General features: G+C 66.5%; 14 protein-coding genes. 8 read left to right on the top strand and 6 right to left on the bottom strand.

Features of this window, described 5'->3' with window-relative positions; translation table 11 throughout:
- The first annotated feature begins 142 nt into the window (after positions 1–142).
- From AB3X99_RS06780 to AB3X99_RS06805, 6 genes are all read left to right on the top strand, one after another.
- Positions 143–880: a TetR/AcrR family transcriptional regulator gene (locus AB3X99_RS06780; protein ID WP_368616478.1), complete on the top strand. Its 738-nt coding sequence runs from the start codon at positions 143–145 to the stop codon at positions 878–880.
- On the top strand, positions 877–1,827 hold the full coding sequence (locus AB3X99_RS06785) for an HlyD family secretion protein (RefSeq protein WP_069261403.1): 951 nt from the start codon (positions 877–879) through the stop codon (positions 1,825–1,827). Before AB3X99_RS06780 ends, AB3X99_RS06785 begins: the two co-directional genes overlap by 4 nt.
- Complete coding sequence (locus AB3X99_RS06790; RefSeq protein ID WP_368616479.1) at positions 1,824–2,777, top strand: ABC transporter ATP-binding protein; 954 nt, start codon at positions 1,824–1,826, stop codon at positions 2,775–2,777. Before AB3X99_RS06785 ends, AB3X99_RS06790 begins: the two co-directional genes overlap by 4 nt.
- The gene (locus tag AB3X99_RS06795; protein WP_368616480.1) at positions 2,774–3,916 is read left to right on the top strand and encodes an ABC transporter permease; all 1,143 of its coding nucleotides are present in this window, start codon (positions 2,774–2,776) and stop codon (positions 3,914–3,916) included. Before AB3X99_RS06790 ends, AB3X99_RS06795 begins: the two co-directional genes overlap by 4 nt.
- A 16-nt stretch (positions 3,917–3,932) precedes the next feature.
- On the top strand, positions 3,933–5,444 hold the full coding sequence (locus AB3X99_RS06800) for an efflux transporter outer membrane subunit (RefSeq protein WP_368616481.1): 1,512 nt from the start codon (positions 3,933–3,935) through the stop codon (positions 5,442–5,444).
- A 120-nt stretch (positions 5,445–5,564) separates the two neighbouring features.
- Positions 5,565–7,040, top strand: a complete 1,476-nt coding sequence (locus AB3X99_RS06805; protein ID WP_368616482.1) for an amidase — start codon at positions 5,565–5,567, stop codon at positions 7,038–7,040.
- Positions 7,041–7,103: 63 nt separating this feature from the next.
- Here the strand turns inward: AB3X99_RS06805 and AB3X99_RS06810 are convergent, their stop codons facing one another.
- From AB3X99_RS06810 to AB3X99_RS06825, 4 genes are all read right to left on the bottom strand, one after another.
- Complete coding sequence (locus AB3X99_RS06810; protein WP_069261408.1) at positions 7,104–7,943, bottom strand: ABC transporter permease; 840 nt, start codon at positions 7,941–7,943, stop codon at positions 7,104–7,106.
- A 13-nt stretch (positions 7,944–7,956) separates the two neighbouring features.
- The gene (locus AB3X99_RS06815; protein WP_368616723.1) at positions 7,957–9,234 is read right to left on the bottom strand and encodes an ABC transporter permease; all 1,278 of its coding nucleotides are present in this window, start codon (positions 9,232–9,234) and stop codon (positions 7,957–7,959) included.
- Between the two features lie 76 nt (positions 9,235–9,310).
- The gene (locus AB3X99_RS06820; protein WP_368616724.1) at positions 9,311–10,336 is read right to left on the bottom strand and encodes an ABC transporter substrate-binding protein; all 1,026 of its coding nucleotides are present in this window, start codon (positions 10,334–10,336) and stop codon (positions 9,311–9,313) included.
- Between the two features lie 145 nt (positions 10,337–10,481).
- Positions 10,482–11,573 carry an ABC transporter ATP-binding protein gene (locus AB3X99_RS06825; protein ID WP_069261411.1) on the bottom strand — a complete coding sequence of 364 codons (1,092 nt, stop codon included), beginning with the start codon at positions 11,571–11,573 and terminating at the stop codon, positions 10,482–10,484.
- Between the two features lie 155 nt (positions 11,574–11,728).
- Between AB3X99_RS06825 and AB3X99_RS06830 the strand changes: the two genes are divergently transcribed.
- Positions 11,729–13,261: a PLP-dependent aminotransferase family protein gene (locus AB3X99_RS06830; RefSeq protein ID WP_141710535.1), complete on the top strand. Its 1,533-nt coding sequence runs from the start codon at positions 11,729–11,731 to the stop codon at positions 13,259–13,261.
- 39 nt (positions 13,262–13,300) lie between these two features.
- Here AB3X99_RS06830 and AB3X99_RS06835 read toward each other — a convergent pair whose 3' ends face one another.
- The gene (locus AB3X99_RS06835) at positions 13,301–17,095 is read right to left on the bottom strand and encodes a DUF748 domain-containing protein (RefSeq protein ID WP_368616483.1); all 3,795 of its coding nucleotides are present in this window, start codon (positions 17,093–17,095) and stop codon (positions 13,301–13,303) included.
- 329 nt (positions 17,096–17,424) lie between these two features.
- A complete protein-coding gene (locus AB3X99_RS06840; RefSeq protein ID WP_069261414.1) occupies positions 17,425–18,879 on the bottom strand; it encodes a DUF1254 domain-containing protein in 1,455 nt (484 codons plus the stop codon).
- 305 nt (positions 18,880–19,184) lie between these two features.
- Here AB3X99_RS06840 and AB3X99_RS06845 point away from each other — a divergent pair, with 305 nt between their 5' ends.
- On the top strand, positions 19,185–21,662 hold the full coding sequence (locus AB3X99_RS06845; protein WP_368616484.1) for a heavy metal translocating P-type ATPase: 2,478 nt from the start codon (positions 19,185–19,187) through the stop codon (positions 21,660–21,662).
- Positions 21,663–21,891 lie beyond the last annotated feature (229 nt).

Genomic DNA, 21,891 nt, shown 5'->3' on the forward strand with positions numbered 1-21,891 from the left:
TCAGCGTGAATCTCACAGCCTGAACGACCTGGCGGCAATTGTGTATAGGAAAGTTCTGAAAGAACCCGCAAGAAACTGTCGCAGGGTTAACCCATTGCTCTCATAGTTTGAATTTAACTAACGCGTGAATTAAAGTAGAACAATGATCACGCGCACCCGCACCGCTGCTGCTGCGGCCCGCCCGCGAGGCCGGCGCCCCGCCGCCGCCGACCTCGACATGCGCGAGCGGCTGCTCGCCAGCGCCACGCAACTGTTCGGCGAGCAAGGCATCGCGGCCACCACCATGGCGCAGATCGCCGAGGCCGCCGGCGTGACGTCCGCGATGGTTCACTACTACTTCACGAATCGCGAAAAGCTGCTCGACGCCGTGGTCGAGGAGCGCATTGCGCGCTCCATTGCCTTCGTGTGGGAGAGTGTGGATAGCGCTGACAGTGATCTCTCGCAAGATCCTCACGCGCTCGTGGAGGAACTGGTCGCGCGGCTCTTCGACGTCACCGCGCGCATGCCCTGGCTGTCGCCGCTCTGGCTGCGCGAAATCGTCAACGAAGGCGGCCTGCTGCGCGAGCGCATGCTCAAGCGTCTGCCCACCGAGCAGTTGCAACGTTTTGCCGCGCGCGTCAACGAGGCGCAGCGCGATGGCAGCGTCAACGCCGAACTCGAAGCTCCGCTGCTGTTCATCTCGATTCTCGCGCTCGTCATGCTGCCGCTCGCCACTTCGAAGCTCTGGCAAAGTGTGCGCGGCTTTCCGAAGATCGAGCGCGAGGCACTGCATCGGCATGTGAGCGCGCTGTTGAGCGCGGCCTTGCGGCCCGCGCCGCAGGCCACGCGTGCGCGCCGCGCGACGGGCTCGACGGGGAGCCGCAAGGGGGACGCGTCATGAAGCGCCTCATTGCCGTCATATGCACTGCGTTGCTCGTGTTAGCCGCGTGTTCCAGGCATGGACCGGCTGGCTGGCAGGGCTATGCCGAAGGCGAGTACGTCTATCTCGCTTCTTCGCAGCCGGGCACGCTCACACACCTCGAAGTGCAACGCGGGCAGACTGTCGCCGCCAATGCGCCCGCCTTCGCGCTCGACTCCGTCGAGGAAGCGGCTGCGCGCGACGAGGCGCAGCATCGGCTGACGGCCGCACAGCAGCAGCTCGCCGACCTCCAGACGGGCAAGCGTCCGCCCGAAGTGCGCGTGACCGAGGCACAGCTCGCGCAGGCCGAGGCGAACGCGCGCAAGGCCGCGCTCCAGCTCACGCGCGACGAAACACAGCTTCGCGCGGGCGGTATTGCGCAGGCACAGCTCGACGATTCGCGCGCGCAGGCTGCCTCCACGGCCGCCCAGGTGCGCGAGTTGCAAAACCAGGTGCGCGTGGCGAATCTGCCGGGACGTAGCGCGCAAATCGCCGCCCAGGCCGCCGACGTCGAGGCCGCGCGCGCCTCGCTCGCACAGGCGCAGTGGCGGCTCGACCAGAAGCGCGTGAGTGTGCCGAGCGGCGGCCTCGTCTACGACACGCTATTTCGTGTAGGCGAGTGGGTGCAGGCGGGCAACCCCGTCGTGCAGATGTTGCCGCCTCAGAACGTGAAGGTGCGCTTCTTCGTGCCGGAAACGATCGTCGGATCGCTCGCGCCAGGTCGCAAGGTGAACGTGCGCTGCGACGGCTGCGCCGCCCTGGTGCCCGCCACCATCACGTGGATTTCGAACGCCGCCGAATATACGCCGCCCGTCATCTACAGCAACGAGAACCGCGCGAAGCTCGTTTTCATGATCGAGGCGCGGCCTTCCGCAGAAGACGCCGTGAAGCTGCATCCGGGCCAGCCGGTCGAGGTGACGCTTCAATGAGCACACCAGTTCGATCCGCCGGCGACTACGCCATCGACGTGCGCAATCTCAACAAGCGTTTCGGCAGCAAGCATGTCGTCAACGACGTGTCGCTGCGGGTGGCGCGCGGCGAGATCTTCGGCTTTCTCGGCCCGAACGGCAGCGGCAAAACCACGTCGATCCGGCTCATGTGCGGGCTGCTCACGCCCGACTCGGGTTCGGGCACCTGCCTTGGCTACGACATCCTGCGCGAGAGCGCGCAGATCAAGCGTCACGTCGGCTACATGACGCAGCGATTCTCGTACTGGGAAGACCTGACGATCCGCGAGAACCTCGACTTCGTCGCGCGCATCTACGAGATGCCGAACCGGCGCGAAGCCGTCGACCGCGCGCTCGAATCGCTCGGGCTCGCCAGCCGCGCGAGCCAGCTCACGGGTGCGCTTTCGGGCGGCTGGAAGCAGCGGCTCGCGCTCGCGGCCTGCATGCTGCACGAGCCCGAATTGCTGCTGCTCGACGAACCGACAGCGGGCGTCGATCCCACCGCACGCCGCGACTTCTGGGAGGAGTTGCACCGGCTCGCCGCGCGGGGCATTTCGGTGCTCGTGAGCACGCATTACATGGACGAAGCCGAGCGCTGCCACAAGCTCGCCTATATCGCCTACGGCAAGCTGCTCACGCAAGGCACCGCGGCCGAGGTGATCGCTGAACAGAACCTCGAAACGTGGGCGATTCATGGCGAGCGGCTCAGCGCACTCGCCGCGCAGTTGCGCGACGCGCCGGGAATCGACCAGACGGTGGTGTTCGGCTCCGCGCTGCATGCGAGCGGACGCGATCACGCAGCGCTCGCCAAGGCGGTCGAGCGTGCCGTAGAAGGCCAGCCGCTGCGCGCGGAACGCATCGACACCGGTCTCGAAGATGTCTTCATCTACCTGATGAGCCATGCTCAGGACAATTACGGGGTCACGTCGTGAGCGCCTCGTTCCCGTTTTCCGTGGCGCGCTGGTGGAGCATCGTGCTCAAGGAGTTCCTGCAGCTCAAGCGCGACCGCATCACATTCGCGATGATCGTGGGCCTGCCGATCATTCAGCTCACGCTGTTCGGCTATGCAATCAACACCGACCCCAAGCACCTGCCCACGGCCATCGTCGTGCGCGAAGACAGCGTGTTCGCGCGCAGCTTCGTCGCGGGCATGCGTAACTCCGCCTATTTCGACGTGATCGAAACGCTGCCTGACGATGCCTCGGCGCGTCATGCGCTCGCGCGCGGCACGGTGCAGTTCGTGCTCAGCATTCCTGTCGATTTCTCGCGGCGCCTGCTGCGCGGCGAGCGCCCTTCGCTGCTCGTCGAAGCCGACGCGAGCGATCCCACCGCCATCACCACCGCGCTCGCGGCGCTGCCCGGGCTTGTCGCGCCGGTGGCCGCGAAGGACCTCACCGGCCCGCTCGCGCATCTGAACGGCACCCCCGCCGCGTTCGACGTGCAGGTGCACCGGCTCTACAACCCCGAGGGCATCACGCAATACAACGTCGTGCCCGGGCTCATGGGCGTGATCCTCACGATGACAATGGTGATGATGACGGGTCTCGCCATCACGCGAGAGCGCGAGCGCGGCACGATGGAGAACCTGCTCGCGACGCCTGTGCTGCCCATCGAGGTGATGACGGGCAAGATCATTCCGTACGTGGCGATCGGGCTGATCCAGGCGACCATCATTGTGCTCGCCGCGCGCTACGTCTTTCACGTGCCGTTCGCGGGCGGTCTCGTCACGCTCTATCTTTCGGCGCTGCTGTTCATTGCCGCGAATCTCACGGTGGGCATCACGCTGTCGTCGCTCGCGCAAAACCAGTTGCAGGCCATGCAGCTGACGATGTTCTATTTCCTGCCGAGCCTGCTGCTCTCCGGCTTCATGTTCCCGTTCGGCGGCATGCCGCGCTGGGCGCAATGGCTCGGCAATCTGCTGCCGCTCACGTATTTCAACCGGCTCGTGCGCGGCATCCTGCTCAAGGGCAACGGCTGGACCGACTTGTGGCCGGCGGTCTGGCCGCTCGCCGTCTTTACGGTCGCGGTCATGGCGATCGCCGTGCGCTTTTACCGGCGCACGCTCGACTAGCGCGAGGCACACGACCATGACGCGCGACGCCACCGTTGCCCTCCTGCTTGTGCTCATGCTCGCGGGCTGCACCGTGGGCCCCGATTTCCACCCGCCTGCCGCGCCCGATGCCACGGGCTGGACGCGCGAGCCCGTGCCGGCATCCACCGCCAGCGCCACCGGCCCCGGCGGCGGCGCGCAGACCTTCACGGCCGCGGAACACGCCTCAAACGATTGGTGGAAACAATATGGCAGCGCGCAGTTGAATGAACTCGTCGATCAGGCCTTGCGCGCGAGTCCCACGCTCGACTCGGCGCGCGCCAGGCTCGTGGAGGCGCGCGAAAACTACAACGCGCAGGCAGGCGCGACGAACTTTCCCTCTGTCGATCTGAAACTTTCCGGCACGCGCCAGAAAGTCGATCTCGCCGCTTTCGGCATTACGCAAGTGCCGAATCCGCCGCCCTTTACGCTCTACAACGCTTCGGTCAGCGTCTCGTACGTATTCGACTTGTTCGGCGCCAACCGTCGCGCGCTGGAATCCACGTTCGCGCAGGTCGATTATCAGGCGTACGAAATGGAGGCGGCGCGACTTTCGGTGGCCGCCAACGTGGTGTCCACCGCCATCCGCCGCGCATCGCTGCAACGCCAGATCGATCTCACCACGCAACTCGCGCAGACGCAGGCGCGCCAGCTCGCGATCATGCAGGCACGCTACGCGGCCGGCGGCGTCGCGCAGATCGACCTGCGCAGCCAGCGCACCCTGCTCGCGCAAACGCGCGCCTCGCTGCCGCCGCTCGAAACGCAGCGCGCGGCTGCCGAGCATCAGCTCGCCACCCTGCTGGGCGTCGCGCCCGCGCGGTTCGCCGCGCCGCTCGATGCCCTTTCTCTCGATACGCTGCATCTTCCCGATACGGTTTCGCTCACTGTGCCTTCCACGCTGGCCCGCGAGCGTCCCGACATACGCGCCGCCGAGGCGCTGCTGCACCAGGCCGGCGCGAACGTGGGCGTAGCGACGGCGAATCTTTTTCCGCAGATCTCGCTCTCGGCAAGTATCGGGTCGGAGCGCACGCGTATCGAGGACGTCATCAGCGGACTGAACATCTGGAACGTCGGGCTCGGCCTCACGCAGCCGCTGTTCCATGGCGGCGAATTGCGCGCGAAGAAACGCGCGTCAGAAGCCGCCTATGAAGCCGCTTTCGCCGACTATCGGCAGACCGTTCTGCAGGCGCTGCAGCAGGTCGCCGACTCGCTGCAGGCGCTCCAGAACGATGCGACCGAACTGCAGGCGCGCGACGACGCCGCTCGCGAGGCCCAGGCCAACGCGGCGATCGCACAAACGCGCTACAACGCAGGCGGCGTGAGCGAGTTTTCGCTGATCGATGCGCAACGCCAGGCACTCCAGACCACGCTCGACCGCTCGCGCGTTCATGCGGATCGCCTGACCGACACCGCGGCGCTCTATCAAGCCCTCGGTGGCGCCCCGCTCCCCGGCACCGCGCCGCGAGGGCAAGGCAACGACACATCGGCGCCTGCCGCGACCGTCCGGTAACCTGGCCGCCCCACGCGGCAACCATCAACCCGCGGCGGCAACCATTCGTTTCCTTTCGCTTGCACCGCGCCTGCGCGACAATGACCCTCCCCCTGCTCCATCCGCAAACGAGAGACACGTATGAACCAGGCATCGCTGTCCCCCGCAAGTCTGTCCCCCAACGATCTCGTCGCGGCCGACGCGCTTGAGCTTTCGGAATGGATACGCCTGCGCAAGGTGTCCTGCCGCGAAGTGATGACGGCGTTTCTCGACCATATCGAGCGCGTGAATACGCCGGCGAACGCCATCGTCTCGCTACGCGAGCGCGCCACATTGCTCGCTGAAGCAGGCGAACGCGACGCCCAGCTCGCGCGAGGCGAGTACCTTGGCTGGATGCACGGCATGCCGCAAGCGCCGAAGGATCTCACGCCTACGGCCGGCATCCCGTACACGCAAGGCTCGCCGTTGTTCCGCAACGAAGTGCCCGCAGCGGATTCCCTGATGGCCGCGCGCATGCGCGCACAGGGCGCAATTTTCATCGGCAAGACGAATACGCCGGAGTTCGGCCTGGGCTCGAACACCTACAACACGGTCTTCGGTACCACGCGCAACGCTTACGATCCCACGCGCAGCGCGGGCGGCAGCAGCGGCGGCACGGCCGTGGCGTTGGCGCTGCGCATGCTGCCCGTGGCGGACGGCAGCGACATGATGGGGTCGCTGCGCAATCCCGCGGGCTGGAATAACGTGTTCGGCTTTCGTCCGTCGCAGGGCCGCGTGCCCTCCGTGCCGGCGCACGAGCTGTTCTTCCACCAGCTCGGCTACGCGGGACCGATGGCCCGCACTGTGCCCGACCTCGCGATGCTGCTTTCTACCCAGGCGGGCTACGACGCGCGTGCGCCGCTTTCCATTGCCGAAGATCCCGCGCAGTTCGCGGGCTCGCTCGAGCGCGACTTTGGTTGCGCGCGCATCGGTTGGCTAGGCGATTACGACGGCTATCTGCCCATGGAAGACGGCGTGCTCGCACTCTGCGAAACGGCGCTCAAGGACTTCGAGTCGATAGGCTGCAAGGTCGAAGCCGCGCGCCCCGACTTCGCCATGGAGCGCGTGTGGCAAACGTGGGTCACGCTGCGCCATTTCTCGTGCGCGGGCACGCTGGGCGCGCTCTATCGCGACCCGGAAAAGCGCGCGCTGCTCAAGCCGGAAGCGCAATGGGAAGTGGAAGGCGGCCTGAAGCTCTCGGGCGAAGACGTGTGGAACGCCTCGGTCACGCGCAGCCAGTGGTACAACGCGCTGCTCGCGCTTTTCGAGCGTTACGACTACCTCGTGCTGCCCAGCGCCCAACTCTTCCCGTTCGACGCGAGCGAGCATTGGCCGAAGTCGATCGCGGGCCGCACGATGGATACCTATCACCGCTGGATGGAAGTCGTAATCGGCGGCAGTCTCGCGGGGCTGCCTGTCATCAGCGTGCCTGCGGGCTTCAATGCGCAAGGCCTGCCGATGGGGCTGCAGGTGATCGGCAAGCCGCAGGCGGACCTCTCGGTGCTGCAACTCGCCCACGCGTACGATCAGGCCACGCAGTGGGTCAAGCGGCGTGTGCCGCCGCTGCTGCAGGCGTAGTGCGCAGAGGCAAAAAAAGGCAGCGCCACGGCGCTGCCTTTTTTTCATCGACATCTCAAGCCATCACGCCTTCACCGCGCGCGCTGCATTCCTGCCGCGCAGCCATTCGAGCGCGAGCAGCAGACACGTGGAGAACACGATCAGGATCGTGGCAAGCGCAGCGATCGTCGGGCTGATGTTCTCGCGGATGCCCGTGAACATCTGACGCGGCAAGGTGGTCTGGTCGGCGCCCGCGAGGAAGAGCGTCACGACGACTTCGTCGAACGACGTGGCGAACGCGAACAGCGCGCCCGAAATCACGCCCGGCGCGATGACGGGCAGCGTGATGCGGAAGAACGTCGTGACCGGATTGGCCCCGAGCGAAAGGCTCGCACGCACGAGATTGTGATTGAACCCCTGCAGCGTTGCCGCCACCGTCGTCACGACGAACGGCACGCCCAGCGACGCGTGCGCGAGGATCAGGCCGAGATACGTATTGGCGAGGCCGAGCGGCGCGAAGAACAGATACATGCCCACGCCCACCACCACCACGGGCACGATCATCGGCGAAATGAGCACGGCCATGAGCAGTGTCTTGCCGCGGAAATCGGCCTTGGTGATGCCGATGGCCGCGAGTGTGCCGAGCACGGTCGCCACGACTGTGGCGGCGGGGCCCACGATGAAGCTGTTTTTCGCGGCCATGCGCCATTCGTCGGACATCACGAGGTTTTCATACCAGCGCAGCGACCAGCCCGGAATCGGGTAGACGAGGAACGTGCTCGACGAAAACGACAGCGGCACGATCGCGAGCACGGGCAGGATCAGATACAGCAGCGTGAGCACGACGAGCGCGCGCAGCGCGAAGTACCACACGCGTTCGACGGCCGACGTATGCGGCGCAAACAGCGGCTTGGCAAATTTCATGATCGCGCCTCCCTTAGCCAAGGCTCAGTTGCGTGCGCGTGAAGCGCCCGTAGACGAAATAGAGCACCGTGGTCGCCGCGAGCAGCAGCGCGCCGAGCGCGCAGGCCATGCCCCAGTTGATCGACACGTTGGTGAAGTACGCCACGTAGTAGCTGACCATCTGGTCGCCCGGGCCGCCGAGCAGCGCCGGCGTGATGTAGTAGCCGATCGAGAGAATGAACACGAGCAGCACGCCCGCGCCCACGCCGGGGTACGTCTGCGGCACATACACGCGCCAGAAGGCCGCGAACGGATGGCTGCCGAGCGATACGGCCGCGCGCTGGTAAGTCGGCGGAATCGACTTCATCACGCTGTAGAGCGGCAGCACCATGAACGGCAGCAGGATGTGCGTCATCGAAATGTAGACGCCCACGCGGTTGAACAGCAGCGCGAGCGGATGCGAGATGAGGCCCGAGCCCATCAGCGCCTTGTTGACGAGGCCCTCGCCCTGCAAGATCACGATCCACGCCGCCACGCGCACGAGAATCGACGTCCAGAACGGAATCAGCACGAGGATCATCACGAGATTCGCGCGGCGCTCGGAGAGCGTCGAGATCCAGTAAGCGAGCGGGTAACCGAGCAGCAGCGCGAACACCGTGACGAACACGCTGATGACGAAGGTGCGCGCGAACACGTCGAGATAGATCTGCTGCTCGGGATCGGCGGCCACGATGCGGCCGAACGCATCCTGACGATGATCGAGCGAGGCGAGCAGATAGAACGGCGAGATGCGCGAGCTGTTCTTCGCAATGGCTTGCCAGTAGGTCACGTCGCCCCAGCGGTCGTCGAGCTCGACAATTTTGGCGCGCGTTTGCGCGGGAGTGAGCGTAAGCGGTTTGCCGTCGTCGTCGGCGAGCGGCATGGCGCGCGCCGTCTTCGCGACGAGCGAGCGGAAGCCCGCGATTTCCACGTTCAGGCGGCGCGCCAGCGCGCCCATCGCATCACCTTCCTTTACGACGGTGAGGTCCTGCGCAAGCGCAGCGTAAGCCGCGTCGGGTGGCGCGCTCTTGCGGTCCCAGCCGCGCAGCGCCGCGATGGTATGCGGCAGCGCTGTCGCCACTTCGGGGTTCTGCACCGCACGCGTGAGCAGTGCCGCGATCGGCACCACGAAAATCAGCAGCAGAAAGATCGCGAGCGGCGCGATCAGCATGAGCGCCATCGTGCGCTTCTTCGCTTGCGCCACGCGCAGTTCGCGCTTCAGCCGCGCGGTCTCCTCGCGTGCCGCGCCGGCAACGTTGGTCACGGTCGTCATCGTAGTCACACCTGGTCTCCCCCTGCCATGCTACAAAACGCTCCGGCGCTCGCACGCCGGAGCGTCTAGCCCACCCTTACTTCGCGGCCCACGAGGAGAAACGCTGCTCCAGTTCGTCGCCGTGGTCGGTCCAGAACGTGAGGTTCTCCTGGATGGCGTTCTTGCCGTTGGCCGGCGAATTCGGCAGGTTGGCGAGCGTCTTCGCATCGAGCGCCTTGATCGCGTTCGCGTTCACCGGGCCATACGCGATGTGCTGCGCATACTCCTGCTGCGGTTTCGGCGAAAGCGTGTAAGCGATGTACTGCTCGGCCAGCGCCTTGTTCGGCGCGCCCTTCGGGATCGCCCAGTAGTCGAGGTCGTAGATGCTGCCGGTCCACACTACCTTGAGGTTCTTGCCTTCGCGCTGCGCGGCGTCGATACGGCCGTTGTACGCCGTGGACATCACCACGTCGCCCGCGACCAGGAACTGCGGCGGCTGCGCGCCGGCTTCCCACCACTGGATGTTCGGCTTCAGCTCATCGAGCTTCTTGAACGCGCGGTCCTGACCGGCCTTCGTCGAGAGCACCTTGTAGACGTCCTGCGGCTCTACGCCGTCGGCCATCAGGGCGAATTCCATGTTGTACCGTGCGCCCTTGCGCATGCCGCGCTTGCCCGGGAATTTCTTCACGTCCCAGAAGTCGGCCCAGTTCGTGGGCGCGGTCTTGAGCTTGTCGGCGTTATAGGCGAGTGCCGTGGACCACACGAAGAAGCCTGCGCCGCAGGGCTGCTGCGCGGCCTTCATGAAGTCGCCCTTGTTGCCGAGCTTGGCCCAGTCGAGCTTCTCGTAGAGACCTTCGTCGCAACCGCGCGCGATGTCGCCGGTTTCGACTTCCACCACGTCCCAGTCCACGTGCTTCGCGTCGACCATGGCCTTCACCTTGGCCTGCTCGCCGTTGTATTCGACGGCGGTGATCTTGTTGCCCGTCTGCGACTGGAACGGCTCGTTGAACGCCGCCTTCTGCGCATTGCCATTGGCGCCGCCAAAGTTCACGACGGTGAGCTCCGCGGCATTCGCCACGCCGAACGAGAGTGCGAGCGCGGCCGCGACCGCTGCAACGCGCATGTTGCCGATCTGCTTCATGGTTGAGTCCCTTCTCCTTGGTGGTTTGTCTTGCCGGGCCCTTCGATGCGAGAAACGTGGCCCGATCGTCGAGACGCCTGCTTCGCGAGGCGACGGCGCGCGAGATTGCGCGCCGCGCCCGCACGCCTCAAGCGAACACGCGCAGATGCTCCGGCGCGAATTCGAGTGCGACCGGCTGACCGGGCGCGAAACCGTCGAGCGCCTCGGTGCCGAGCGGCACCTTCACGAAGCACTCGTCCTGCTGGGGCAAGCCACAGCGCATGCGCACGTGGTCGCCGAAATAGATCAGGCCGCGCGCTTCGCCCGCCAGCGCGTTCGCACCGTTACCCCTCGAGCCGTTCGCGAGCTTCATGCGCTCGGGGCGAATGCAGGCGATGGCTGAGGCGCCCGCCTGCGCACCCGCCACATTGCGGCCCTTCAGGCGCGTGCCGTCGGCGAGATGCATTTCGCAGTACTCGCCATCCACGGCGGCAATGGTGCCGCGCAGCCGGTTGCTGTCGCCGATGAAGTTCGCCACGAACTCGTTGCACGGCGACTCGTAGAGCCGGTCCACGCTGTCAAGCTGCTGCACGATGCCCTTGTCGAACACCGCCACGCGGTCCGACATCGTGAGCGCCTCGCCCTGATCGTGCGTGACGTAGACGAATGTGACGCCAAGCTTCTCGTGCAGCGACTTCAGTTCGTACTGCATATGTTCACGCAACTGCTTGTCGAGCGCGCCGAGCGGTTCGTCCATCAGCACGAGCTTGGGCTGGAAGACGAGCGCGCGGGCAAGCGCGATGCGCTGCTGCTGGCCGCCCGAGAGCTGCGCGGGATAGCGCCTGGCGAAACCTTCCATACGCACCATCTTGAGCGCGTCGTTCACGCGCTGCGCCCGCTCGGCGGTCGGCACCTTGCGCACGCCCAGCGGATAGGCCACGTTCTGCTCGACCGTGAGATGCGGGAAGAGCGCGTAGTTCTGGAACACCATGCCGATGTCGCGCTTGTGCGGCGGCACGTTGTTGAGAAGTTTGCCTTCGAGACGGATCTCGCCGCCGGTGGGAAACTCGAAGCCGGCGAGCATCATCAGGCAGGTGGTCTTGCCGGAGCCGGACGGCCCGAGCAGCGTCAGAAACTCTCCCTGGTAGATATCAAGGTCAAGTTGTTTGACGACCAGAGTTTCGCCGTCGTAGGTCTTGCGCACGCCGCGAAAGCTGACGATCACATCCGAGGTCTTCATTCGCCCTGTCTCCTTTGCTTGCTCTTTTCCCGGCCGGCCTTCTGACGCGATTAAATAAATACGTCACAGGCATTAACCGAACCTGACGTGCGAATTACTATAGATGGTCCCGGCTCTATTCAATGGAGCCATTTCATTATTATCGATGGAACCACTTGGCCATGGTCATCCTGTCCGAATGGCTCGCTGCGCAACTCGACAAGGAAAGCGCCGAGCCCGCCTACCGTCAGCTGCTCCAGCTCATGCAGCAGGCCATCCTGACGGGTCGGCTCGCGCCCGGCACCAAGCTGCCCAGCTCGCGCACGCTCGCGGTCGACCTCGGCGTGGCGCGCAACACCGTGCTGCACGTCTACGACCAGCTGAGCGCCGAGGGCTACGTGATCTCGACCACGGGCAGCGGCACCTATGTCGCCGACACGCGCCCCGACTCGGCCGCCGTGAGCACGCCGACGCCAGCGGCCGCCCCCGCCGACGAGGACGACGAGGAGAACGGCGCCTCCCCGCGCGGCGACATGTCGATGCGCGGCCAACGGCTCATCGACGAGGCGGGCGTGTCCGCCAGGCAGTGGGGCGCCTTCATGCCGGGCGTGCCCGACGTGGCCGAGTTTCCGGCGCGCACGTGGAGCCGCCTGCAGGCCCGCCTGTGGAAATCGGCGAATCATGGTTTGCTTACCTACGCTCCCGGCGGCGGCTACCGTCCGCTGCGGCGCGCGCTTTCGGACTACCTGCGCGTGGCACGCTCGGTGCGCTGCACGCCGGACCAGATCATCATCACTACGGGTATTCACCAATCCATCGATCTCGCCGTGAGGCTGCTCGCCGACCACGGCGACACGGCGTGGGTCGAAGAACCGTGCTACTGGGGCGCGCGCAGTGTGTTGCAGTCCTCGGGATTGAAGCTCGCACCGATTCCCGTCGACGACGAAGGGCTCAATCCGCGTGAGCAGGACCTGCGCGACCCGCCGCGCATCGCGCTCGTCACGCCTTCGCATCAATATCCGCTCGGCATGGTCATGAGCCTCGCGCGCCGCCGCACGCTGCTCGAATACGCGCGCCAGCACAAGGTGTGGATCATCGAGGACGACTACGACAGCGAGTTCCGCTACGGCAGCCGGCCGCTCGCCTCGTTGCAGGGTCTCGACGAATCGGACCGCGTGATCTACGTGGGCAGCCTTGGCAAGCTGCTGTTTCCCGGCCTGCGCATCGGCTACATGGTCGTGCCCGAGCGGCTCGCCGCCACATTCCGCACGGGCGTGGCGGAGCTGTATCGCGAAGGCCAGCTCATGCAGCAGGCCGTGCTCGCCGAGTTCATCATGGATGGCTATCTCACTTCGCACGTGCGCCGCATGCGCACGCTCTATGGCGAGCGGCGCCAGTTGCTGATCGACGCGGTCACGCGCCACTTCGGCGATGCGCTGCCCGTTATGGGCGACGAAGCGGGCCTGCACTTCGTGCTCGGCCTGCCCGACCATGCCGACGACCGCGCCGTCGCTGCGGCCGCCTACGACGCAGGCGTGATCGTGCGGCCGCTTGCGGCCTACTATAGCGTGCGCCAGGACCGCAAAGGATTGCTAACGGGTTATGCGTGCGTGCCGCACGAGGAGATCGCGCCGGCCTTTGCGACGCTCGCGCAGGTCATCGAAGAACACGCTTTTGCGAGCCCGAAAAAGCTGCGGCGCGCCGGTTAGACCGAAACGCGCCGCTGCATCGAATCACCAAACCACGGCTTATTTCAGCCCGAAATCCACGCGCGTCGTCGCGCCCTTGTCGTCGATGCCCTTGGCGTCCAGCTTCGGCGCCACGATGAACACGCGGCTCGGATCGACCTTGCCTTCGAAGTACTGCTGCACCGCCTGCGCACGATCCTGAGCGAGATTGCGCAAGGTGGCGTCGTCAACGGGTGCGTGGTCGGCCAGCGCCTGCTTCATGTCGTCCACGGGCAGCGTCTTCGTGAGGCCGATCATGTTGTGCGGCTTCTTGAAGTCCGCATCCTTATAGGCCTTGGCGAGGTACTTCTCGTACTCCTTGTCGTCCACCTTGACCTGCGAGGTATCGACGCTCTCGCCGTTACCCACCGTGTCCTTCACCTTCTGGAGCCGCACGAGGCGATCCACGTACTGCTCGCGCAGTGCGGGCGTGTCCACGGCCGGATCGACGCGGCCGATCAGATCGATCTTGATCGAAGGTTTGTCGTCGAGCGCCTTCACGATCGTGTCGAGCTTCTTCTGGTCGGCATCGGTGAGCGTTGCCGTGCCGGCCGCGAACTCGACATAGCCCAGGTCTTCGCCGCCACCCCCGAACGCATTGGCGAGCAGCGTGAACGGCGCGGTCACCGCCTTCGCGATGAGGTTGAGCACCGCCTTCCAGATCAGGCCGCCCAGGCTGAACTCAGGGTTGGAGAGCGAGCCTGACACCGGGATGTTCACATCGATTTCGCCCCTGCGGTTCTTGAGCAGCGAAATCGCGAGCCGCACCGGCAGCTTGGTGGCCGTGTCGTTGTCGATGTGATCGCCGAACGTGAGCTGGTCGATGAAGATATGGTTGTTCGCCGTGAGCTCGTCGTTCGCGAGCTGGTAGTGCAGATCGACGTTGAGCTTGCCCTTCGTGATCGGGTAGCCCGCGTACTTCGCCGAATACGGCGTGAGGTTCGTGAGCTCGATATCGTGCGCGCTGGCCGTGAGGTCGAGCGACGGCTTGTCGATGAGCGGATTCACCGTGCCCTTGATCGAGAGCGGACCGTTCGCCGCGAGCTTCGCGGAGACATCCACGGGCGCAGGCGTGGTCGACTGCGTGCCGAACGCGCCCACCGTGCCGTGGATCTGCACGAGATCGGCGGAGTAGTTCGGCTTGATGAAGTTGTCGGTATAGTTCACGCGGCCGTCCTGCAGCACGAGCTCACCGAAGTGCAGGCGCACGGGGTTCTTCGGCGGCTGCGCGGCCACGACCGTTGCCGGCGCGGAAGCCGACGCCGGTGCGGAAGCCGTCTGCACGGGCGCGCTCGCCGCCTGCGGCGTGAGCGGCACCGGCTCGCGCTCGCCAGGCTTGCCGCTCTTGTCCTGCGTGAGCGACTGCGCGGTGCCCGTTTGATGCGCGACTACGTCCTTGAGATTGAGCTTGCCTTGCGCGTCGAGCAGCACGCGGCCATAGAAGCCTGCGAACGTCACGCGGCTCGCGTCCACGTCGGTGCCGCGCGCGTCGTCGTAGTTCGCCTTCAGGTTCGTGAGCGCGAGCGAGCGCCAGCCCGCGAACGGGCCGGATGTGGCCTTGTCGAGCATGCGCACGTCCACGAGCGCCGCATCGCCGCGATAGTTCGCCTTGAGCGCCTTGCCCTGCTCCACAGAAAGTTGCCCGTTCATGTTGAGCAGCGCGCTCGCGATCACCGCGTTGAGCTGATTGCCGAAATAAGGCTCGAACGCGGCGGCGTCGAGCCGGTTCGCGTCGATTTTCAGCTGCGCCGTGAGCGGCGTCGGGTTGATCTTGCCGCTCAGCGCGAGCGTGCCCTTACGGTTGACGGTCGCCTTCAGGTCGATCGGCAGCGGGTGCCTCAGGTCGTCGCTGATCTGCTGGATCTTCAGGTCGAACGGCGTGATGGCGAGCTTTACCGGCCGCGGCGTCGAATTGTCCGTAAAGTTGATCGTGCCGTTGTTCAGCGTGAAAGCGTCGATCGTGTAGCGCCAGGCCGGCCCTTCCTGCACCGACTTCTGCGCGGCGCGAATCGCCGTGCGCTCGGGCACCGCCTGCTGCGTGGAGGCGAGTTGCGCCAGGTCGACCTTGCCGTCCTTCTGGCGCTCGGCGTTCACCACGAGGCCGGTCACGTCGACCGATGCAATCTGCGCCTTGCGCGCATTGAGGTCGATGCCGCTTACCTGCACCGTGCCGCGGTCGAGCGCGATGGCAGGCGCCTTCGCGCCGCGCGCAGCGAGCTTGAGCGATTCGAGGCCGAGCGTGCTCTGGCCGACCTGCACGACGGCAGGCTGCTGCGCCCAGTCGGCCTTGAGCGTGGACGTGAGATTGAGCCTGCCGTCCAGAATCTGCGCGCTGCTGAGGTTGTCGATATACGGCTGCGCTTGCGGCAGACCCACGCGCTCGAGCGCGATGTTGGCTTCGGCGTTCTTGCCCGCGAGGCTCACCGTGCCCGACGCCTTGATCGTGCCGCCGTCGGTCGCATTCGTCGCAAACGTGAACGGCGCGCCGGCTTTGGCAGTCGTCGAGAAGTTCGTAAGCGTGGTGGAAAGCTGCGTGAGTTCGACGTTCACCGGGCGCGCGGGCAGATCGTCAGCAATGTGCACGGTGCCGTTCGTGAGCGCGAACTGGCGGATCGAGACATCGAGCGGCGCGGGCTTCGCTTCCTCGGGCGCCGCCTGCGCGCGCTGGGCACCCGAGGCGCCCGAGGCCGGCGCGGCGCTCGCGGCCTTGTTCGCGGCCTCGTTCGCGGCCGGCGCGTTTTGCGCGGCCGGCGCGCCCATCAGCTTCTCGATGCTCAGCACGCCTTGCTTGTCACGTGCGACCCACACGGTGGGCGCGTCGAGATGGATGTCGTCGAAACGATAGACGTTGCTGAACGGTTCGAGCGAGGCTGCCGCCACGTGCAGACTGCGCGCGCTGAAGAACGGCGCATTGGCGTTGTCGGTCGAGTCGAAGTCGTTCAGGTCGGTCGTGCCCGCCACACGCAGCGTGGGCTTCTCGCCCGACATCACGAAATCGAGCTTGAGGTTGGTCGAGAGCTTGCCGCTCTTCACTGTGACAGGCAGCTTCGTCGGCGCGTAGGTGAGGAGCTTCGGCACATCGAGGTCGGTCAGGCGCAGCTCCACTTCCGACTCGCGCGTCGCGGAAAAGGGCTTGGTTCTGCCGTCGATGGCGAGCGTGCTCGCCCCGTCGATGCGCGCGCGCAGCATCGGCTGAACGAAGATATCGGTCTTGGAAGGCAGCGTGGCGATGAACGGAATGCCGAGCGACCAGCGGTCGATCACGTGCTTTTCGTTGAGCAGGCGATCGTCGAAGGTGATCTGGCCGTTCTCGATGCGGATGTTTGAAACCGAAAACTGCGTCGGCTTGCTGCCGGGTTTCGAGGGCGTCGAGAACTTCTCGATGAGGTCCGAGAAGTTGAAGTGCTGGGCGTCGAGCCGCACGATCGTGGCGCGCGGAGAGTCGAGCCGCAGTTCGTCGACGATGGGTGCCGCGCGAAAGATCGACGACCACGACGCCTGCACGACGGCGCGCGAGACATCGAAGAAGTCGCCGTTGCCGCCGCGCTCGCCGATATGCACACGGTCCGCTTCGAGGCGCAGCGTGTACGGATTGAGCGCGATGCGGCCGATCGTGACGGGCCGGTCGAGCTGCTTGCTCAACTGCTGCTCGGCAACATGGCGAATGATCGGCGGCGCGGCAAAGAAGCCGACCAGACCGAACACAATCAGAAAGATGACGACACCGGTAAGGATGTGCCGGGTGCGGGGCGCACGCGCGACCGCGCGCACCGACTGCAAGGAAGAGTTGAGCGACGCTTTGTTGAGGCTTGCCATGCTTGCTTGCGGATGAGGCGGCAACAGGCCCGCCGCGGGATGTGGGTCTGATGTCGGAAATCCGGGGATGCCGACAGCCGGAAGTATAGGTCCGATAGAAGATCGGACGACGGGAAAACGCCGCCCGCGGCGCAGGTATTGCGCAACAAGAAGTAACAGCGCAAAGGCGATGGCCCGGCGATTGCGTAACGTGCGCCGCGCGTATTGCGCGATGCATGAAAACGCGGGCGGACAAGCCGGGCGTGGCGCGCTCGAACGGGCTTATACGGCGCAAAAAAACGTTGGCGGGACAGCGCCCCGCCAACGCTTCGTTCAGGCCGGTTCAGCGATTACTGCCGCTCGACGGCGGGCGGCTGCCAGCTGCCGTCGGTCGCTTGCGGCTTCGCCGCGTAGAGGCGCATCACGAGCCGGAAGTCGCCATGCGGCGCCGGCACCCAGTTCGCGCCGCCGCGCGGCCGCTCGGCGCTCACCTGCACGTCGAGCGAGCCGTCGCGGTTGCGCCGTGCGCCGCTGCGGTCGCCGAACGCTACGCGCACGGGCGCGTCGGCGTCGAGCGCGCCGTCGGTGGTATAGGCCGTGATCGACCAGAAGCCGCGCACCGGCGGCAGCTGCTTCGCCGTGAAGTGAATCGTGTAGCGGTTCGCGCCGTTGAGCGCATGCCCGTCGCTGTCCTGGCTCACGCGGGCGCGCACTTCGTCGCGGGTCGTCGGCAGACCCGGCGACGTGTACGCCGCGTAGGCGCGCAGCGAGTAGTCGGGGCCGTAGTTGCCTGCGTCGTCGCCCACCCAGAGCCAGCCGTTGCCCGCCAGCAGGTTGGACGGCGGCGTCGCGGCGCGCGTGCGGCCATCGGCGAGACCCGCCTTGATGACCGCGGCGTCCTTCGCGCCCGAGGGCAGCTGCGCCGGGTCGCCCGGGTGTACGCCAATGTCGCCGAGAATCTTGAGCGCGTGCGCGTCGTCTGCCGTGGGCGGGTTGTCTTCCAGCGCCAGGGCGAGCCGGTCGAAGAAACCGTGCGCGTCGAGCGCCGCGACCTGGGCGGACGGTGTGCCCGGCGCCACCGGATCGCCGCTCTGCGTGGCGCCGGTCGGCTCGTTGCCGCGGCCGCCGCGAGCGCCGGCCTTGCCGCGCGCGCCGCGCTCGTCCCACCCGGACAGCGCTGTGACCTGCAGCCCGTGCTGCAGCCGCCGCACGGCCGCGATGTCGGCGCCGCCGCGTGTCTGGATGCGCGCGAGGAACCACACGTAGCGCGTCGACACGTCGACGCGCTTCACGCGCGCGGGCAGCGTGCCCTTCCAGCCGGCCGGAACAAATGCAATCGTTTGCGCTTTCAGTCCGCTGACACGTTCACCCGACTGCGCGCCGGCGGTCGACCAGACGACGTTCGTCCACATGTCGAGCGCGCGTGCGTCCATGTAGCGGCCGTGCGTGTCGGGCAGCGTGACGAGCACCGGCTCGCTCGATACGTCGAGCCAGCCGCTGGAAGTCAGCGTGTCGAGGTTGGGTTCGAGCGGGCTCGAGGCCCCGACGGGCGGCAGCGACTGCGCGTGGCGCAGCGTGTTCGGCGCGGCCTGGCCGGGCCCGCTGCCGGTGGCGGATTCGCGCGCCACGTCCATCAGCACGAGCGGATAGCCAAACACATAGGAGTCGGAGACTTCGTCCTTCATCCAGCCGTTGCTCTTCGGCGCAACGTCGCCCGGCGCCGAGGCGCATCCGGCAATCAGGGCAAGGCAGGCGAGCGCGGAGCAGCTACGGTACGTAGAGAATGCTCGATGTATTGTTGTCATTTGTTGGTTGTATTCGGTGCGGGCGGTCCATGAAGTGACGTCGACCGGCTGGCCACTCCGCGCGGCCCCCCCAGGGCCGTAGTGAAATGCACGCGGCAAGGCGCCAATGCCGCCGGTTGGTATCGTATCGCTCGCGCATGGGCCTGAAAAGACTGTGGCGTGGAATATTGCCTTACAGGCGGAGAGCTTGCGCTCAGGACTTCCCTCTGAAACGAAAGGGGCGTAGTGTCGCGCCCCTTGACCTTCCCATGATGGGAACGTAGATACTGCGTAACATCGATGACAGCCAGTGCTCGCACCCCATCATGAATGAACCCCTCGTAGCAGAACGCACCGATACCGCCGTGGCCGAACTCGAAGTCCACGGCATGACGTGCGCCTCGTGCGCCATGCGCGTCGAGAAAGCGCTTGCCAAGGTGCCGGGCGTCACGCGCGCCTCGGTCAACCTCGCCACGGAAAAGGCCACCGTCGAGGCCAGCGGCGGCGTCGCGCCCGCCGCGCTCGTCGCCGCCGTCGAAAAGGCCGGCTATGAAGCCGTGCCCGTCGCCACGGAAGCCACGACGCTCGCCATCGGCGGGATGACTTGCGCGTCGTGCGCGAACCGCGTCGAGAAGGCACTCGCGCGCGTGCCCGGCGTGGCTGGCGTAAGCGTGAACCTCGCCACCGAGCAGGCCACCGTCAACACCCGCTCGCCGCTCACGGGCGAATTGCAGGACCTGCTCGTCGCCGCCGTCAAAAAGGCCGGCTATGAAGCCACGCCACTCGCCGCCGACGAAGGCGCCGCCGCCCCGCAGAAAGGCGCCGCCGCCAGCGACGAAGCGCGCCGCGAATGGCGCGCCGTGCTGATTTCGGCCGTGCTCACGGCCCCGCTCGTGCTGCCGATGTTCGGCCACTGGCTCGGCCTCGACTGGATGCTGCCCGCCGCGGCACAGCTGGCGCTGGCGAGCGTCGTCCAGTTCGTGTTCGGCGCGCGCTTCTACCGCGCCGCGTGGAAGGCCGTGCGCGCCGGTGCGGGCAACATGGATCTGCTGGTCGCGCTCGGCACATCGGCCGCGTATGGCGTGAGCGTCTATGCGATGCTCGCGCACCCCGGCGACATGGCCCATCTGTATTTCGAGGCCTCGGCGGTGGTCATCACGCTGGTGCGCTTCGGCAAGTGGCTCGAAGCGCGCGCGAAGCGCCAGACCACCGACGCAATCCGCGCCCTCAACGCGCTGCGGCCCGATCGCGCGCGCATCCGCGTCGTTGGCGCAAATGGCGCCAACGCAGAGGAGCGCGAAGTGCCGCTCGCCCAGGTTCGCGTGGGCACCGCGGTGGTCGTGCGCCCCGGCGAGCGTGTGCCCGTGGACGGGGTCGTGCTCGAAGGCCGCAGCCACATCGACGAATCGCTCATCACGGGCGAAAGCCTGCCCGTGCCGAAAGCGCCCGACGATCCCGTCACAGCCGGCTCGATCAACGGCGAAGGCGCGATCGCCGTGCGCACCACGGCCATCGGCGCGGAAACCACGCTTGCACGCATCATTCGCCTCGTGGAAAGCGCGCAGGCCGAAAAGGCGCCGATCCAGCGTCTCGTCGACCGCGTGAGCGCCGTGTTCGTCCCGGCGATTCTCGTGATCGCGGCCATCACGCTGGGCGGCTGGCTGTTCGCGGGCGCGAGCGCCGAAACGGCGATCCTCAACGCTGTAGCCGTGCTCGTGATCGCCTGCCCGTGCGCGCTCGGCCTCGCCACGCCCGCCGCGATCATGGCCGGGACCGGCGTGGCCGCGCGCCACGGCGTGCTCATCAAGGATGCCGAAGCATTGGAGACCGCCCACAACGTGAGCGTGGTCGCCTTCGACAAGACCGGCACGCTCACGCTCGGCCAGCCCTCGCTCACCGCGTTCGATGCGGCCGAAGGCCTCGAGCATGGCGAGGCGCTCGCGCTCGCCGCCGCCGTGCAGCGGCACAGCGATCACCCGCTCGCGAAGGCCGTGGTGCAGGCGTATGACGCCCAGGCCGAAGCCCAGGCGTCAGCGGCTTTGGCTGTCGCCGCCCATGCGCGCGCGGTGCCGGGGCGCGGCGTGGAGGCCGAAGTGAACGGCCGGCGCCTCGCCATCGGCAGCGGCCGCTGGCTCGACGAACTGGCGCTCGCCGTACCGCCCGCGCTCGCGGACCGCGCGCGTTCGCTCGAAGAGGCGGGCAATACGGTGTCGTGGCTCTTCGAGCCGCACGGCGGGGTGCTCGCCCTGCTCGCTTTCGGCGACACCGTGAAGCCCACGGCGCGCGAAGCCATTGCGAGCCTCGAGGCGATGGACATCCGCAGCGTGCTCGTGACCGGCGACAACGCGGGCAGCGCGGCGGCCGTGGCCGCGCAGCTCGGTATCCGCGAAGTCCATGCGCACGTGCTGCCCGACGACAAGGCGCGCACGATCCGCGACCTCAAGATCAGGAGCGGCGGTATCGTCGCGATGGCCGGCGACGGCATCAACGACGCGCCGGCGCTCGCCGCCGCCGACATCGGCATCGCCATGGCCACGGGCACCGACGTCGCCATGCACGCGGCAGGCATCACGCTGATGCGCGGCGACCCCGCGCTCGTTGCCGCCGCAATCGATATTTCGCGGCGCACGTGGCGCAAGATCCAGCAGAACCTGTTCTGGGCATTCTTCTACAACCTGATCGGGATTCCGCTCGCCGCCTTCGGCCTGCTCAACCCCATGCTCGCGGGCGCGGCCATGGCGTTTTCCAGCGTGAGCGTCGTGACCAACGCGCTCTTGCTCAGAACGTGGCGAGCCCGCCGCTGACGGCCGCGCAGAGGATTGCACAGCGCGAGCGACGTATCGCGAGAAACATAACGAAAGGGCGCTTCATGCGCCCTTTCTTTGTGGTGGCGTTATTTTGGGTTCCGAAATATCCCACAATCTGCACACCGAAAATGGCGTAACCCATCGGTAATCTTTATGCGATTGTAAGGTTTTTCGGTTCTAGCCCTAAAGGATCGCGCGCGCGCGCCGTAATGCGTCATGCCAGCGC

This window comes from Paraburkholderia sp. BR10882 (genome assembly GCF_040948855.1).
GTDB classification, from domain to species: Bacteria; Pseudomonadota; Gammaproteobacteria; order Burkholderiales; family Burkholderiaceae; genus Paraburkholderia; species Paraburkholderia nodosa_A.

Excerpts from the sequence above, each read along its gene's own strand:
- AB3X99_RS06780 (WP_368616478.1), top strand. The coding sequence starts at position 143 with ATGATCACGCGCACCCGCACCGCTGCTGCTGCGGCCCGCCCGCGAGGC.
- AB3X99_RS06785 (WP_069261403.1), top strand. The coding sequence starts at position 877 with ATGAAGCGCCTCATTGCCGTCATATGCACTGCGTTGCTCGTGTTAGCC.
- AB3X99_RS06790 (WP_368616479.1), top strand. The coding sequence starts at position 1,824 with ATGAGCACACCAGTTCGATCCGCCGGCGACTACGCCATCGACGTGCGC.
- AB3X99_RS06800 (WP_368616481.1), top strand. The coding sequence starts at position 3,933 with ATGACGCGCGACGCCACCGTTGCCCTCCTGCTTGTGCTCATGCTCGCG.
- AB3X99_RS06805 (WP_368616482.1), top strand. The coding sequence starts at position 5,565 with ATGAACCAGGCATCGCTGTCCCCCGCAAGTCTGTCCCCCAACGATCTC.
- AB3X99_RS06810 (WP_069261408.1), bottom strand. The coding sequence starts at position 7,943 with ATGAAATTTGCCAAGCCGCTGTTTGCGCCGCATACGTCGGCCGTCGAA.
- AB3X99_RS06815 (WP_368616723.1), bottom strand. The coding sequence starts at position 9,234 with ATGACGACCGTGACCAACGTTGCCGGCGCGGCACGCGAGGAGACCGCG.
- AB3X99_RS06820 (WP_368616724.1), bottom strand. The coding sequence starts at position 10,336 with ATGCGCGTTGCAGCGGTCGCGGCCGCGCTCGCACTCTCGTTCGGCGTG.
- AB3X99_RS06825 (WP_069261411.1), bottom strand. The coding sequence starts at position 11,573 with ATGAAGACCTCGGATGTGATCGTCAGCTTTCGCGGCGTGCGCAAGACC.
- AB3X99_RS06835 (WP_368616483.1), bottom strand. The coding sequence starts at position 17,095 with ATGGCAAGCCTCAACAAAGCGTCGCTCAACTCTTCCTTGCAGTCGGTG.
- AB3X99_RS06840 (WP_069261414.1), bottom strand. The coding sequence starts at position 18,879 with ATGACAACAATACATCGAGCATTCTCTACGTACCGTAGCTGCTCCGCG.
- AB3X99_RS06845 (WP_368616484.1), top strand. The coding sequence starts at position 19,185 with ATGAATGAACCCCTCGTAGCAGAACGCACCGATACCGCCGTGGCCGAA.